At 50.0% G+C, this 12912-nt stretch carries 13 protein-coding genes; 11 read left to right on the forward strand and 2 right to left on the reverse strand.

All coding sequences use genetic code 11. The features are described from left to right. Positions 1 to 192: 192 nt before the first annotated feature. Entirely contained in the window at positions 193 to 600 is a 408-nt protein-coding gene (locus ABID13_RS06130) for an RrF2 family transcriptional regulator (protein WP_007870983.1), read from the reverse strand. Positions 601 to 790: 190 nt separating this feature from the next. Between ABID13_RS06130 and sufC the strand changes: the two genes are divergently transcribed. The 5 genes from sufC (at position 791) to sufU (ending at position 5831) form a co-directional block, all read left to right on the forward strand. Beyond that, complete coding sequence (sufC, locus tag ABID13_RS06135) at positions 791 to 1603, forward strand: Fe-S cluster assembly ATPase SufC (RefSeq protein ID WP_007870986.1); 813 nt, start codon at positions 791 to 793, stop codon at positions 1601 to 1603. Further along, positions 1578 to 2984: a Fe-S cluster assembly protein SufB gene (gene sufB / locus ABID13_RS06140; protein ID WP_048930412.1), complete on the forward strand. Its 1407-nt coding sequence runs from the start codon at positions 1578 to 1580 to the stop codon at positions 2982 to 2984. The genes sufC and sufB overlap by 26 nt, the downstream gene beginning before the upstream one ends. A gap of 79 nt (positions 2985 to 3063) precedes the next feature. Beyond that, complete coding sequence (locus ABID13_RS06145) at positions 3064 to 4200, forward strand: SufB/SufD family protein (protein ID WP_048930413.1); 1137 nt, start codon at positions 3064 to 3066, stop codon at positions 4198 to 4200. Continuing rightward, positions 4190 to 5410, forward strand: coding sequence for an aminotransferase class V-fold PLP-dependent enzyme (locus ABID13_RS06150; RefSeq protein ID WP_048930414.1), 1221 nt, complete (start codon positions 4190 to 4192; stop codon positions 5408 to 5410). Before ABID13_RS06145 ends, ABID13_RS06150 begins: the two co-directional genes overlap by 11 nt. Then, positions 5400 to 5831 (forward strand): Fe-S cluster assembly sulfur transfer protein SufU, encoded by a 432-nt coding sequence (gene sufU, locus ABID13_RS06155; RefSeq protein ID WP_007870997.1) that lies wholly within the window; start codon positions 5400 to 5402, stop codon positions 5829 to 5831. Before ABID13_RS06150 ends, sufU begins: the two co-directional genes overlap by 11 nt. 92 nt (positions 5832 to 5923) lie before the next feature. On the opposite strand, the gene ABID13_RS06160 is transcribed toward sufU, so the two are convergent. Then, on the reverse strand, positions 5924 to 6964 hold the full coding sequence (locus tag ABID13_RS06160; RefSeq protein WP_048930415.1) for a carbohydrate kinase family protein: 1041 nt from the start codon (positions 6962 to 6964) through the stop codon (positions 5924 to 5926). A 123-nt stretch (positions 6965 to 7087) separates the two neighbouring features. Here ABID13_RS06160 and ABID13_RS06165 point away from each other — a divergent pair, with 123 nt between their 5' ends. The 6 genes from ABID13_RS06165 to ABID13_RS06190 all read left to right on the forward strand — a co-directional run bounded on the left by ABID13_RS06165 (position 7088) and on the right by ABID13_RS06190 (position 12784). Next, positions 7088 to 8176, forward strand: a complete 1089-nt coding sequence (locus tag ABID13_RS06165) for a TRAP transporter substrate-binding protein (protein WP_048930416.1) — start codon at positions 7088 to 7090, stop codon at positions 8174 to 8176. A gap of 19 nt (positions 8177 to 8195) precedes the next feature. Next, complete coding sequence (locus ABID13_RS06170; protein ID WP_007871006.1) at positions 8196 to 8693, forward strand: TRAP transporter small permease; 498 nt, start codon at positions 8196 to 8198, stop codon at positions 8691 to 8693. Further along, positions 8690 to 9979: a TRAP transporter large permease gene (locus ABID13_RS06175; RefSeq protein ID WP_048930417.1), complete on the forward strand. Its 1290-nt coding sequence runs from the start codon at positions 8690 to 8692 to the stop codon at positions 9977 to 9979. Before ABID13_RS06170 ends, ABID13_RS06175 begins: the two co-directional genes overlap by 4 nt. Before the next feature lie 34 nt (positions 9980 to 10013). Continuing rightward, complete coding sequence (locus tag ABID13_RS06180; RefSeq protein WP_048930418.1) at positions 10014 to 11042, forward strand: SIS domain-containing protein; 1029 nt, start codon at positions 10014 to 10016, stop codon at positions 11040 to 11042. A gap of 8 nt (positions 11043 to 11050) precedes the next feature. Then, positions 11051 to 11809: a GntR family transcriptional regulator gene (locus ABID13_RS06185; RefSeq protein ID WP_007871013.1), complete on the forward strand. Its 759-nt coding sequence runs from the start codon at positions 11051 to 11053 to the stop codon at positions 11807 to 11809. Between the two features lie 69 nt (positions 11810 to 11878). After that, positions 11879 to 12784, forward strand: a complete 906-nt coding sequence (locus ABID13_RS06190; RefSeq protein ID WP_048930419.1) for a dihydrodipicolinate synthase family protein — start codon at positions 11879 to 11881, stop codon at positions 12782 to 12784. The last annotated feature ends 128 nt before the right edge of the window (positions 12785 to 12912 follow it).

A 12912-nucleotide genomic window follows, 5' to 3' on the forward strand; every position in this document is an offset into this window, starting at 1 on the left:
TTCCGGTAAAAGGATCATTTCGCCCCATGTGCGGTTGCCAAATCAACATAACATTTGCTATGTTTTGTTATATAGAAAAGCCTGGGGATTTTTGTCCTCAGGCTTTATAACACATCTTTATATTGATCTAAAATACTGCGTCTTCATGACTGCTAACCTTTGCTTTTTCCGGAAGGATCAGCAGTAATCCAATCACGGAGAATGGATCAGATCCTCCAGTGTGATCCCATCCAGATAATCGTTGATCAATGTGTCCAGCTTCTGCCACACCGGGCGGGAAAGACATGTTTCGCGCCGGGAGCATTCCCCAAAGGATTCCTCCACGCAGGCCACGGGCGCCAGACTTCCCTCTGTGAGGCGCAGGATCTCACCCAGGGTATACTCGCCGGGCTCCTTTGTCAGGCGGTAACCGCCGCCTTTTCCCCGCAGACCGGTGAGCAGATGATTTTTCACCAGCACCTTTAGTATGATCTCCAGATACTTTTCGGAAATATCCTGGCGGTTGGCAATTTCTTTTAATGGAACATACCGGTCCGTTGTCTGCTGGGCCAGGTCCAGCATGACCCGCAGTGCATAACGCCCCCTTGTGGAAATGATCATTCCATATCCCTCCCTCTGATGATCCAAATCTTATATTCCTATTATACAACACGGGAAATAGGAATATCAATAGCAAATATAATTATAAACCTATTGACAAAGTAGGTTTATAATATTATGATGTTTATAAACCAAGTGAATTAGTAGGATAATATAATAAAACGAAAATAGCGGGAGATGGAGGACAACTATGTCAAATCAATTGCTGGAAATAAAAGGACTGTCTGTTCATGTGGAAGATAAAGAAATTCTTCATGGAATCGATCTGGAGATCAAAAAAGGGGAGACTCACGTACTCATGGGGCCTAACGGGGCTGGAAAATCCACCTTGGGCTACGCGCTGATGGGAAACCCGCGCTATGAAGTGACGGCGGGAGCGATCCGGTTTCAGGGAAAGGAGATCACCCGGGAGGCGCCGGACAAACGTGCCAGGGAAGGGATGTTCCTATCCTTTCAAAACCCTGTGGAAGTTCCCGGGCTGACGCTGGGAACATTTATCCGCAATGCCATGGAACAGCGCAGGGGAGCCAGGGTACGGCTTTGGGACTTCCGAAAAGAGCTGGAAAAGGCCATGGAGCTGCTGCAGATGGACCGGGCTTATGGTGACAGGGATCTGAATGCAGGTTTTTCAGGCGGTGAGAAAAAGAAGGCGGAGATCCTTCAGATGCTGCTCTTAAAGCCCAGCCTGGCGATCCTGGATGAGACGGATTCCGGCCTGGATGTGGATGCGGTCCGCACCGTGTCCCAGGGTGTAAAGGAGTACCAGAAGGACCGGGACGGAGGATTGCTCATCATTACCCACAGCACCCGGATCTTAGAATCCCTGCAGGTGGATAAGACCCACATCATGGTGGATGGCAGGATCGTAAAGACAGGGGACGCATCCCTGGTGGAACGGATCAACCGGATGGGGTTTGAACAATTTTTGGATGAGGCGGACCAGAATTCCCTGTGCCCGGAAAGGATGGAGGACAGCGATGGAAGAAAAAACATATGTAGATGATATAGACAGAAGCATATATGATATCCGGAATGAGGAAAGGGATTCCTACCGCATTGAGGAGGGGCTGAGTCCGGCCATTGTGGAACAGATCTCAAAGGAAAAAAAGGACCCTCTATGGATGGAATTGTTCCGCCTTCAGTCCCTGCAGATCTATAACAACATGAATATACCGGACTGGGGACCGTCCCTGGACGGCCTGGATATGAACCATATCGCCACCTATGTGCGTCCCAACACCGGTATGAGGGCTAAGTGGTCTGATGTGCCGGATGAGATCAAGGACACCTTTGAGCGCCTGGGGATCCCTCAGGCGGAGCGGAAGTCCCTGGCAGGGGTAGGCGCCCAGTATGACTCGGAATTGGTATACCACAATGTGCGCCGGGAGGTGGCGGAGCAGGGCGTGGTGTACACGGACATGGAGAGCGCATTAAAAGGCGGATATGGGGACATGGTGAAAAAACACTTTATGAAGCTGGTGAAGCCTTCCGATCATAAGTTTGCGGCCCTTCACGGAGCAGTCTGGTCAGGCGGTTCCTTTGTATATGTGCCGCCCGGTGTTACCGTGGAAATACCCCTGCAGTCCTACTTCCGGCTCAACGCCCCCGGAGCCGGGCAGTTTGAACATACGCTGATTATCGTGGACGAGGGCGCCAGCCTTCATTTTATCGAGGGCTGCTCAGCGCCCAAGTACAATGTGGCCAACCTCCACGCCGGATGTGTGGAGCTGTTTGTGGGCAGGAATGCAAAGCTGCGCTATTCCACCATTGAAAACTGGTCAAAGAACATGTACAACCTGAATACCAAGCGTGCCCAGGTGGAGGAAGGAGGGACCATTGAGTGGGTATCCGGTTCCTTTGGATCCCATGTTTCTTACCTTTATCCCATGAGTATCTTAAAGGGACGCGGCGCCAGGATGGAATTTACAGGGATAACATTTGCGGGACAGGGACAGAACCTGGATACCGGTGCAAAGGTGGTCCACGCCGCTCCGGAGACCACCTCCTACATAAATACAAGATCCATATCCAAAAGCGGGGGCGTAAGCACCTTCCGAAGCTCCGTGGTGGTGGCCAAGGGAGCAAAAAACAGCAAAGCCGCTGTTTCCTGCCAGTCGCTGATGCTGGACCGGATCTCCCGGTCGGACACCATCCCCGCCATGGATATACGGACCCCGGACGCGGATATCGGGCATGAGGCAAAGATCGGACGGATCAGCGATGAAGCTGTCTTTTACCTTATGTCCAGGGGAATGAGTGAGGAGGATGCCAGAGCCTTGATCGTAAGCGGTTTTGCGGACAATGTATCCAAGGAACTGCCTCTGGAGTATGCAGTGGAAATGAATAACCTGATCCGGCTGGAGATGAATGGGAGTATAGGGTAATGGGAGCGATAAGATCAATACGTTTGACAGGCTTGATGGGATCGCAGGTTTTCCCCGGAAAGCGGAAAGGAGGTCCCCTATGGGACTTGGACTAAATTTAAAAGTAAACAGGCTCCCTGCCAGGACATGGAACTGGCTGGACATGAATGAGGCAAGCCTGAAGCAGATAGAAGCAGGAGATGAACACACGGTCATAACAGAAGGGATTGCAAAAGAAGTTACGGGAACAGAGTCCTGGCAAAAGGAGTTCTCAGCCATCGCCACAGGAATGGGCGCAGATATGGACCGTCTGGCCAGGGAGGCCAATGTTTCCCCCATACGGATCCAGTCCGCAGCTCAGTCTGCAGCTCAATCCGAATCTCAGTACGGATCTCAGTACGGATCCGGGTCCGGGGCATTCCAGGATAACAGGCGTGCAGCTCTTCACTTTGTCTTTGGAGACGGGAAAAAAAGTTTCCAGCCCGTGGAGATCCTTGTGAGGGAAGGGGAAATGCTGACCGTTGTCATGGATTTTACCTCCGCGCCTGAAGCCGGAGGTTTGGCGGCGGTGCAGACCCGGTTCAGGGTGCAGGCCAATGCCAGGCTTCGCCTGATCCAGATGCAGCTTCTGGGAAGCGGCTATACCATGCTCAATGATATAGGCGGAAGCTGTGATACAGGCGCCTCTGCGGAGGTGATCCAGATGTTTTTAGGCGGCGATAAGACCTATGCGGGCTGCCGGACCGATCTGTCCGGCAGGGAAAGCAGTTTAAATGTGGATGTGGGATATTTGGGCAGGGACGGCCAGCATTTTGACATGAACTATGTGGCGGACCATTGGGGAGAAAAGTCTAAAAGCCGGACCCGGGCCAAGGGTGTGCTTTCTGACAGGGCATTTAAACTCTTTCGCGGCACCATTGATTTTAAGGCCGGGTCCGTGGGAGCAGAAGGCGAGGAGACGGAGGATGTGCTGCTGATGGGTGAGGACGCAGTCAACCAGACCATACCCCTGATTCTTTGCGGCGAGGAAGATGTCCAGGGCAGCCATGGCGCTACCATTGGCAGGCTGGATGATGAACTGCTGTTTTATCTCTGTTCCAGAGGTATGAGCCGGCAGGCTGCCAATAAAATGATCACCCGGGCCAGGCTGGATGCTGTCTGCCGCAGGATGGAGGACGGGCCGGCCACACAAATGGTACAGGATTACTTAGAGGAGGTAATAGGAAATGAATCATAAAAATCAGTATCGCAATGATTTTCCCCTTTTAGCGGAAAATCCGCTGGTCTATTTAGACAGCGCGGCCACAGCCCAAAAGCCTTCCTGCGTAATCCAGGCGGAACGTGACTTCTATGAGCGTTACAATGCCAATCCCATGCGCGGTTTCTATGCCCTGAGCCTGGAAGCCACGGACCGGCTGGAAAAGGCCAGGGACGAAGTGAGGCGGTTTATCAATGCGTCATCGGCAGATGAGATCATCTTTACCAGAAATACAACGGAGAGCCTGAATTTGGCGGCCTACAGCTACGGGCTGTCCCATTTGAAGGCCGGAGATGAGATCCTGGTAAGCGTGATGGAGCATCACAGCAATCTGCTTCCATGGCAGATGGCAGCCCGGCAGACAGGGGCAAGCCTGCGCTTCCTTGAATGTGAGGAGGACGGCAGGATCACTCAGGAAAGGCTGGATCAGGCATTTTCCCGCCATACCAGACTGGTGGCCATCGCCCATGTGTCCAATGTGCTGGGCTGCGTCAATCCTGTTAAAGAGATCGTGTCCATGGCCAGGAAGCATGGAGCAGTGGTGGTTTTGGATGCGGCCCAGAGCGCTCCCCACATGTCCATCGATGTCCGGGCGCTGGATGTGGACTTTCTGGCATTCTCCGGCCACAAGCTCATGGGCCCCATGGGCATCGGAGTACTGTACGGAAAACGTGCCCTTTTGGAGGAAATGCCGCCCTTTCTCACCGGAGGGGAGATGATCGACTCCGTTACCAGGACCAACGCCGTATTTGCTCCGGTTCCCCATAAGTTTGAAGCGGGCACGGTCAATGCAGCCGGAGCGTGGGGGCTGACGGCAGCCATGGATTACCTTAAAACCATTGGTTTTGATGAGGTGCACAGGCAGGAATCAGCCCTGACCACCGCGGCTCTGGAAGGACTCAGGCAAATTCCCCATGTACATGTATTAGGGTCTGAGAAACCGGAGGAGCACTGCGGCATACTGACATTTACCATAGATGGGGTCCACCCCCATGATGTGAGTGCCATTCTGGACTCTGACGGGATCGCTGTCCGCGCAGGCCATCACTGTGCCCAGCCGCTGTTTGAATATCTGAAGGTCAGCTCCGCAACCAGGGCCAGCCTTTGTTTTTACAATACCCAGGAGGAGATTGCCGCATTTTTAAGAAGTGTATCCGGGATCAGGAGGAAAATGGGATATGGAGAATAGGAATTTTTACAATGAGATACTGACGGAGCACAACCTCCGTCCCGCCCACAAGCACGACCTGCCGGACGCCAACCTGGTGCTGGAGGGTGTGAACCCCAGCTGCGGGGATGACATCTGGCTCAAGCTGAAGGTGGAGGAGGGCGTGATCCGGGACGGCGCTTTTGTTGGGGACGGATGTGCTGTGTCCCAGGCTTCCGCGGATATGATGCTGGATCTGGTGATCGGGAAAAAGAAGGAGGAGGCCGTGGAACTGGCTGAAAATTTCTTCAGCATGATCCGGGGAACGGCAAAGGAGGAGGAACTTCAGGCCCTGGAGGAGGCCTCGGTCCTGCGGGACATTTCCCATATGCCTGCCCGTGTAAAATGTGCGGTGCTGGGCTGGCGGACATTAAGTGAAATGTTGGAAGAGAATATAAAGTGAAAAAATCCTGGGGAACCGGTTCGGTTCCTCAGGATTTTCCATGTACTTTTACCGCTTTTCTTGGCCTGGTACATGGCGGTGTCCCCTTGTTCTTATTCACAGTCGGGTTCCAGGACATCTCCTGACACAGGATACCCATGTGAGATGTAAAAAGACGCGGCCCGGTGCGCGGTGCGGATGCACTTCTCAGGCGCCCATCCCTTTAATTTGGCATAACAGTAGCCTGCGTTAAAATTGTCGCCCGCACCGGTGGAGATCACAGGATGGTCCACATGCAGGGTTGGGATAAGGTACTCCTTTCCATGGACCAGGGAACGCGTAACTTTATTGGAATGGACAACGATCTCCGGGATCCGGAAGGTCTGCTGCAGCAAGCGTATGATCTGACCGCAATCAGATGCGCCAAACAGTCTTTTCCCAATCTGCAGGGCCTCATTTTCATTGACACTAAGGATCGCGTAACGGCAGGTTCCATATGTTTCCATGGTGTTAAGCATGGCCCGGATCTTGGTTTCATCATGGGAGGAGACATCGGCCGGGTCAAAAAATATGATGTCCTGTTCACCCTTCACAGTGTCCTCTCTTAATTGGGAAAAATACTCACAGAAGATTTCCTCCCACAATGTCTGCATAAAGTAGACCTCGCCCCAATTGAGAAAGGCCAGAAGATTGGATGCAAGGGCATCTTCTAAGGAAAATCCACAGCGGTCAGCCCCTTGGAGCAATGCTTTAAGGGGCTTTTTCAGGTCGGGTGCCGTGGGGCACATCATCACTTTCCCATCCTCAAATTCCAGCGCAAGTGTTTCCATGGGATCGGAAAAAGAGCATAATTCTTCCGGAGAGAAAGACTCTGCAAAAAGAGGATGAATGGTATCCGCTCCAAACATGCCTGCCAGTTTCACATTAATTCCCATCTGTTTTAAGGTGCGTCCAAAGATCGGACCATTGCCGCCTAGCCGGCTGGAAACCCGGTCCAGCTGGATGGAGCAGCTTTTTCCGCCTTTTCCTATTATGTATTGTCCCATGTCGCTGATGGTGGTGAAATAATCATAGCTGCGGCCCTGTACAGAAGAAATAGGCCTTAAAATCTGGTCAATATAACCATCAAATCCAATAAAAGCTGTTTTTTTCATACAAATTCTCCTAAAACAATTGACAAATATTATATACTTATAATATTATATGTTTATAAGGTTATGATATCTTATTATAGCACAGTATCTCTAATAACACAACAAATTACAGGAGGGTACAAAATGAAGAAGTATGCGGGTATGATCGTGGGAGGAATGGCGTTTACAATGGCGGCGCTGTCCGGGTGCGGGCAGAATGTAAAGGTGGAAACCACCGCGGCTGCGGTACAGACACAGACCGCTGCCGCTGAGACAAAAGCGGATGAATCTAAAACAGATGAATCTAAACCGACAGAAGGGGTGACATGGAAATTCAGTTGTTTTGACGCGGAGGGGACTCCATATGTGGAAGCTTATAAAGCCATGTGGGATCGTGTTGAGGAGGAGACCGGCGGTAAGATAAAAGTTGAGATATATGACCTGGGACAGCTTGGAAATGAATCCGACCTTTTGTCCATGCTGCAGACAGGGGGAATTGACGCGGCACAGATCGGCGCCTCCCTGCTGGCAGGGTATGACGATGCATTTAATGTGGGGGACCTTCCCTTTATCTTTGATTCCTATGAACACGCGGACCGGTTTGCCAAGACTCCGGAAGCGGAAGAGATGTACGCAAAACTGGAGGATGACGGACTGAAAATGTATTATATGGGGATCATCGGATACAGGCAGCCTAATCTGGTTAAAAAGGTGATCAATTCCCCGGACGATTTTAAAGGCTTAAAATGGAGAGTTATGGATTCTCCCATCCAGATCAAGACCATGGAAGCGTTAGGGGCCAATCCCATGATCGTTGCATACAGCGAGATCTATTCAGCCCTGGATACAGGAGTGGTGGATGCGTGGATGAATGACGGTGTTGCCTTCAAGAACCTTTCTATTGCAGAGGTTGCGCCATATTATACGGATATGCCTTTGTTTGCCTCCACCCAGACCTGCATTGTCAGCAAAAAGTCTCTGGATGCGCTGGATGAGGAAACCCGCAATACGGTGGAGAGCATTCTAAAAGAGGATCTTCCGGGTGTTGTAAAAGCAGGATGGGACCAGAATAAAGCCGGGCTGGAAGACTTAAAGGCCAATGCCTTTAAAGAATATTCAGTGGTGGAAGATACGGCACCATATCTGGAAAAAGTGCAGGGTGTATATGATGATCTGGTAAAGGATTACCCCGATTGCCAGAAGTACATAGATGCGATCAACAGTGTCCGTTAGATGATGAGAGGAAGATACGATGCTGAAAAAGCTAAGCGATTTTATTTATAAAATAACCGGCGTGTTTATCTCAGTGGATTTGGCGGTTATCGTGGTTTTATCCTTCTCACAGGTGGTATCCCGGTATGTATTTTCATTTTCCATTTCGTGGGCCCAGGAACTGGTGACCTATCTTTTGGTATGGCTGGTTTTTATGGGATGCTGCATGGGGCTTAGGGACAATGAGGTGGCCGCGCTCACCATTGTGGTGGATAAGCTTTCACCAAACATGAAAAAGACGGCAAGGATCCTGGTGCAGGTGCTGCTGATCATGTTCTGTGTGGTGGGCTTCTGGGCGAACCAGGAGATCATTGCAAATATGTGGAATAAAAAAAGTTCCATCCTGCGCATGAATTTGGGCTATGTTTCATTAGCATTTTCTGTTTCAAATGTAATCATTATATTCAATGCGGTTTTGGAGATCGGAAACATTTTAAAGTCACTGATAGTCAAGCCGGGAGAGGAGGACAAAGAATGAATATTGCGGTTATGTTTCTGATCTTTCTGCTGCTGATGGTCATCGGAATGCCCATTGCGTATTCCCTTGGGCTGTCTTCCCTTGCCTATCTGATCTCCAACGGACAGCCTCTGACCCTGATTCCCCAGAAAATGACCGTGTCCCTGGAAAGCTTTTTGTTCGTTGCCCTTCCTCTGTTCATTCTCTGCGGTGAGATCATGAATACCGGGGGGCTGACACGGAAGCTGGTAAATGTGGCAAGAGCTGTTGTGGGCCGCTTTAAGGGAGGGCTGGCCTATGTAAACGTGGTGGTGAGCATGCTTTTTGGCGGCGTCCAGGGTCTGGCAACCGCGGATACGGTTGCCATTGGTTCCGTGCTGATCCCGGCCATGACAGAGGAGGGCTACAGGAAGGATTTCAGCGTTGCGATCACCGTGGCGTCCTCCACCATTGGGGCCATCATTCCTCCCAGCCTGCTCTTTGTAATATACGGATCTGTCACAGGCGTTTCCATTGGAAAAATGTTTATGGGCGGTCTGATCCCCGGAATCTTACTGGGGCTGGGGCAGATGGTGTATGTCTTTTATCTTGGAAAAAGCAGGAAATACAAAGATTACATTCCGGTGGGTGAAAAACTCCCCTGGAAAACCTGCCTGAAATATTTGATCGAAGGCATTCCCACCATGATCCTGCCGCTTATTATTATCGGCGGTATTGTGGGCGGTGTGGTGACAGCGGCGGAATCCGCGGTACTGGCCGTGGTATATGCCATTATCCTTGGATTGGCGTCAAGGGAACTGAAACTCAGGGATCTGCCGGGGATTTTCTGGAAGTCGGCCAAGACGGTGGGGTCTGTCATGATTATTTTAAGCGCATCCACTATCTTTGCCTATATCCTGACACAGGAAAAGGTGCCTCAGATGGTGGTGAACATTTTGCTGAACATTACGGACAACCGGATCATCCTTTTGCTGATCATCAATGTATTTTTACTGTTTGTGGGTACCTTTATGGATTCAACGCCTGCTGTTACGATCTTGGCGCCCATCCTTCTCCCGGTGCTCACACAGATGGGGATGAATCCTGTCCACATTGGGGTGTTTATGTGCTTTAACCTTATCATGGGACTGATAACCCCGCCGGTGGGTTCTTGTCTTTATCTGGCATCCGGGATCAGTCATATGTCGGTGGAAAAAATTTCAAAGGCCATGCTTCCTCTATATGGCGTTAACTTTTTGATTTTAATGCTGGTCACCTATATTCCAACCCTGTCACTTCTGATTCCCTCTATGCTGGGAATGGGATAAGGAAACTATACGGACAAAAAGGAGCAAACACATTATGACTGGATTTTATGAGGAAGTTATGACACAGCCGTCAAAGCTGGCCGGACTTTTGGAAATCTATAAACAGGAGGGCTATGAGACGGTCAGGGAAGCGGCTGCAATGATCACACAGGGAAAACATGTATATTTCGCAGGAATGGGGACTTCCCTGAACGTGGCTTCTTGTATACTTGGGCGCCTGAGCCAACAGGTAAGCGCCTCGGCGCTGGAAGCAGGGGAGCTGCTGGAAATGCCCGGGCTGCTGAGAGAGGGAGATGTGCTGGTGCTGATCTCCCAGTCAGGAGAAAGCATTGAGATCTGCCGGCTCTTTGAACAGATAAAAAGAAAGGTAAAGATCATCGGTATCACAAACAATGAAGAATCTGTTTTGGCCAAAAACAGCGACCTGGCGCTTTTTCTCTATGCCGGAACAGAAGAGAGCATTACAAATAAAACCTTTACCAACACCATGGCCGTCTTATACATGATCGAATCCGTGATCAATGGAAAAGATCTGAGTGAACTGGAAGAAAGGCTGTACTCAGCCATTCCCGTCATGGAAGAACTCCTGAAAACAGGGAAAGAGGAGATCAGGCGGTGGGCACAGCGGCTTTCCCCCGCAGACGTGATCCACTTTATCGGTGCAGGGGCGGCCGCGGCTTCCCTTGCCCAACAATCAGCTTTAATCTTCATGGAAGGGGCCCAATGCTCGGCAAGGGCATTTTCCGTGGGCGGGTTCAGACATGGCCCCATTGAGATCTGTTCTAAGCAGCACCGGGCGGTTTTATATCTCAGTGACGGAAAATATATGGAAAAGATATTGAATTTAGCCAGGGAAATGCAGTATTATGGTAGTGAGGTGGTAATCGTTTCCAATCAGTCCATGGATTTTGGATCCCATTTCTTTGTGGGCAGCATGGCGGAAGAAGGATTTGCGATGGCTGGTGCGCTTTTTATGGAGATCCTTTTATACCAGGTGGCGTCCATGAGAGGTGTGGCAGCCGGGGAATTCCATATTACCAATAAAATATGTAAAAAGGAATAATAAATCTTATGAAAAAGTTAGAACGGGAAGGTCCATTGACATTAACCTATCAGTTGACGGAAGAATTAAGGAAACTGGTAATGACCCAGTACAAACCGGGCGATCTGTTTTTAAGCGATAAGGAGATCGTAGAAAAGTATGGGGTCAGTGTGATCACTGTGCGCAATGCGGTGGAAAATCTTGTGTCCGAAGATCTGCTGGTCAGAAAAAGGGGGAAGGGCACCTTTTTGACGGATAAAAAGATTTCCAACAATATTACGGTACTGCAGAGCGGGACTGAACTGTTCAAAGCAATGGGAATCGAAAGCACCATAGAACTCATATCCGCGGAGCAGATCAAGGCGGATCATCTCCTTTCCAAACGGTTTGAAGTTCCCTTTAAGACGGAATTATATAAACTTGTAAGGGTCAGGAAGATTGCCGGGATTCCCTACAGCATAGAGACAAATTACTTTACAACGGAAACCTGCAGGGATATCATTCATTTATATCAGGGGAATTCCCTGTACGCATTTTTAAAGGATACGTATGATATCTGTGTGCTTAAATCACATGAGACATATAACGCGGTGCTGCTGGATGAGGAGCATGCAAAGCTCCTGGATCAGAAAAAGAAGTCCCCTGCATTTCGTATGGAAGGCAGGGTCTATGACCAGTACGACAGGCTGATATCCCTGGAAGAGAGTATTTACAGGGCTGACAAATATGAGATCGTGGTTGATACGGACGCCGGACAGCACCGGGCCACTTATGTGATCGGGGAGTGACGGCTGCAGACATAATAAGGCGTACTCTTGGAGTTTCCAAGGGTGCTCGAATATGTATTGGAGGAAGTTATGGGCAAACATTTTCAGGGAATCATGGTCCCTGTCTTAACGCCGTTTGACATCAACGGCGAAATAGCGATCAATGAATTTAAGGAGCACCTGCTGTTTCTGCTGGAACACCAGGTGGATTCACTCCTGATCCCAAGCGGAACAGGGGAATTTGCTAACCTGACATTTGAGCAGAAAAGGCAGTTAATAAAAGCTGCTGCAGACACAATAAAAAAGCGGGTGCCTCTTGTGGCGCTGATCAGCGACTGTTCCACCGCAAATGTACTGGAATTACTTAAAATGGCCCAGGAGGAAGGGGCGGACGAAGTAATGCTTACCCCTCCCTATTATTCAAGGATTGACCAGAGGGCCATACTTACGTTTTACCAGACAATTGCCGACAAGGCAAAGGTGCCCCTGTGGATTTATCAGCAGCCGGGGGAAACCAAACTGAGCCTGGATCCTGAAACTGTGATGGCTTTATCAAAGCATCCCAACATCTGTGGAATCAAGGTGGCATGCGGGGATGATTTCTTTTACTTTACCAATCTTGTACATACAATGAAGGGCGATCCTGAGTTTTCCGTCTTAAATGGGGAAGACTACTGTACGCTTCCCTCATACTGTGTGGGCGGGGACGGCTCTGTCTCCTCCATAGCCAACGTGATACCCGGAGAGCTTGCAGGCATTTGGAGCGCCCACAACCAAAAAGATTATGAGAAGGCAATGGCCCTGCAGGATCGGATCATGGAGTACTGCACCTTTCTGGAGATGGTTGACACCGGCGCATATCAGAGCGCATGCAAGACGGCTCTGCGGGAGATGGGCCTGTACAGTACCAACAAAGTCAGCCGCCCCTTTGTGGAGGTGCTTCCACAGGAAGAAATGAATATCATAAAAAGGATAAAGGAAATGAACCAATCATAAAAGATCCCAAAGCCTCCGGCGGATTTGCCCCGGAGGCTTTCTATGTTATACGGCTCATCACATACAACTCCTGCACCAAAAAAATATTTGTATTTGCCCCAGGTTATGCTATACTGATTTAAGGAAAT

The organism is Enterocloster citroniae (genome assembly GCF_040545455.1).
GTDB classification, from domain to species: domain Bacteria; phylum Bacillota; class Clostridia; order Lachnospirales; family Lachnospiraceae; genus Enterocloster; species Enterocloster citroniae.

Coding starts and splice junctions, on each gene's coding strand:
- ABID13_RS06130 (WP_007870983.1), bottom strand. CDS start 600: ATGATCATTTCCACAAGGGGGCGTTATGCACTGCGGGTCATGCTGGAC.
- sufC (WP_007870986.1), top strand. CDS start 791: ATGTCAAATCAATTGCTGGAAATAAAAGGACTGTCTGTTCATGTGGAA.
- sufB (WP_048930412.1), top strand. CDS start 1,578: ATGGAAGAAAAAACATATGTAGATGATATAGACAGAAGCATATATGAT.
- ABID13_RS06145 (WP_048930413.1), top strand. CDS start 3,064: ATGGGACTTGGACTAAATTTAAAAGTAAACAGGCTCCCTGCCAGGACA.
- ABID13_RS06150 (WP_048930414.1), top strand. CDS start 4,190: ATGAATCATAAAAATCAGTATCGCAATGATTTTCCCCTTTTAGCGGAA.
- sufU (WP_007870997.1), top strand. CDS start 5,400: ATGGAGAATAGGAATTTTTACAATGAGATACTGACGGAGCACAACCTC.
- ABID13_RS06160 (WP_048930415.1), bottom strand. CDS start 6,964: ATGAAAAAAACAGCTTTTATTGGATTTGATGGTTATATTGACCAGATT.
- ABID13_RS06165 (WP_048930416.1), top strand. CDS start 7,088: ATGAAGAAGTATGCGGGTATGATCGTGGGAGGAATGGCGTTTACAATG.
- ABID13_RS06170 (WP_007871006.1), top strand. CDS start 8,196: ATGCTGAAAAAGCTAAGCGATTTTATTTATAAAATAACCGGCGTGTTT.
- ABID13_RS06175 (WP_048930417.1), top strand. CDS start 8,690: ATGAATATTGCGGTTATGTTTCTGATCTTTCTGCTGCTGATGGTCATC.
- ABID13_RS06180 (WP_048930418.1), top strand. CDS start 10,014: ATGACTGGATTTTATGAGGAAGTTATGACACAGCCGTCAAAGCTGGCC.
- ABID13_RS06185 (WP_007871013.1), top strand. CDS start 11,051: ATGAAAAAGTTAGAACGGGAAGGTCCATTGACATTAACCTATCAGTTG.
- ABID13_RS06190 (WP_048930419.1), top strand. CDS start 11,879: ATGGGCAAACATTTTCAGGGAATCATGGTCCCTGTCTTAACGCCGTTT.